This is a genomic window from Virgibacillus tibetensis (assembly GCF_036026595.1).
Classification (GTDB): domain Bacteria; phylum Bacillota; class Bacilli; order Bacillales; family Amphibacillaceae; genus Virgibacillus_P; species Virgibacillus_P tibetensis.
The window spans coordinates 1-952 of sequence record NZ_JARZFX010000039.1; the positions used below are offsets into that span (position 1 = coordinate 1).

The 952-nt window shown below is 50.1% G+C and carries 9 tRNA genes; all 9 read left to right on the plus strand.

The window, feature by feature from the left end:
- Positions 1 to 58 precede the first annotated feature (58 nt).
- The 9 genes from QGM71_RS21675 (at position 59) to QGM71_RS21715 (ending at position 897) form a co-directional block, all read left to right on the plus strand.
- Positions 59 to 134, plus strand: a tRNA-Val gene (locus QGM71_RS21675).
- Positions 135 to 143: 9 nt separating this feature from the next.
- Positions 144 to 219 (plus strand) — tRNA-Thr (locus QGM71_RS21680).
- 50 nt (positions 220 to 269) lie between these two features.
- Positions 270 to 345, plus strand: a tRNA-Lys gene (locus tag QGM71_RS21685).
- A 4-nt stretch (positions 346 to 349) separates the two neighbouring features.
- Positions 350 to 434: transfer RNA gene (locus tag QGM71_RS21690), tRNA-Leu, on the plus strand.
- A 45-nt stretch (positions 435 to 479) separates the two neighbouring features.
- Positions 480 to 554, plus strand: a tRNA-Gly gene (locus QGM71_RS21695).
- A gap of 6 nt (positions 555 to 560) precedes the next feature.
- Positions 561 to 648, plus strand: a tRNA-Leu gene (locus QGM71_RS21700).
- A 3-nt stretch (positions 649 to 651) separates the two neighbouring features.
- Positions 652 to 728, plus strand: a tRNA-Arg gene (locus QGM71_RS21705).
- A 7-nt stretch (positions 729 to 735) separates the two neighbouring features.
- Positions 736 to 812 (plus strand) — tRNA-Pro (locus QGM71_RS21710).
- Between the two features lie 9 nt (positions 813 to 821).
- Positions 822 to 897 (plus strand) — tRNA-Ala (locus QGM71_RS21715).
- The last annotated feature ends 55 nt before the right edge of the window (positions 898 to 952 follow it).

Consider the following 952-nt stretch of genomic DNA (forward strand, 5'->3'; position numbering starts at 1 on the left):
GCAATGAAATATTTATATGACAAACACGTTAATGTTTTTGTTGCACGACTTGTGCACTGGAGGATTAGCTCAGCTGGGAGAGCACCTGCCTTACAAGCAGGGGGTCGCAGGTTCGAGCCCTGCATCCTCCACCATTTACTTTTGCCGGCCTAGCTCAACTGGTAGAGCAACTGACTTGTAATCAGTAGGTTGGGGGTTCAAGTCCTCTGGCCGGCACCATTAAACATAATGAATCATTTAAGATTTTATTGAATATTTTTTCACAGTACGAGCCATTAGCTCAGCTGGCAGAGCATCTGACTTTTAATCAGAGGGTCGATGGTTCGAATCCATCATGGCTCACCATTTTGCGGGTGTGGCGGAATTGGCAGACGCGCTAGACTTAGGATCTAGTGTCTTCGGACGTGGGGGTTCAAGTCCCTTCACCCGCACCATTATATTTTACTATATTATCTACATTAATATGCCAAGTTTACTAAGCGGAAGTAGTTCAGTGGTAGAACACCACCTTGCCAAGGTGGGGGTCGCGGGTTCGAATCCCGTCTTCCGCTCCAAGCTAAGCCGGGGTGGCGGAATTGGCAGACGCACAGGACTTAAAATCCTGCGGTAGGTTCTACCGTGCCGGTTCGAGTCCGGCCCTCGGCACCATTAGCGCCCGTAGCTCAATTGGATAGAGCGTTTGACTACGGATCAAGAGGTTAGGGGTTCGACTCCTCTCGGGCGCGCCATTCTTTTCGGGAAGTAGCTCAGCTTGGTAGAGCACGTGGTTTGGGACCACGGGGTCGCAGGTTCAAATCCTGTCTTCCCGACCATTAATATTAGGGGCCTTAGCTCAGCTGGGAGAGCGCCTGCCTTGCACGCAGGAGGTCAGCGGTTCGATCCCGCTAGGCTCCACCAATTTATAAACGATTGAATTTGCTCCTTGAAAACTGAACAAAACAACCAGTATGTT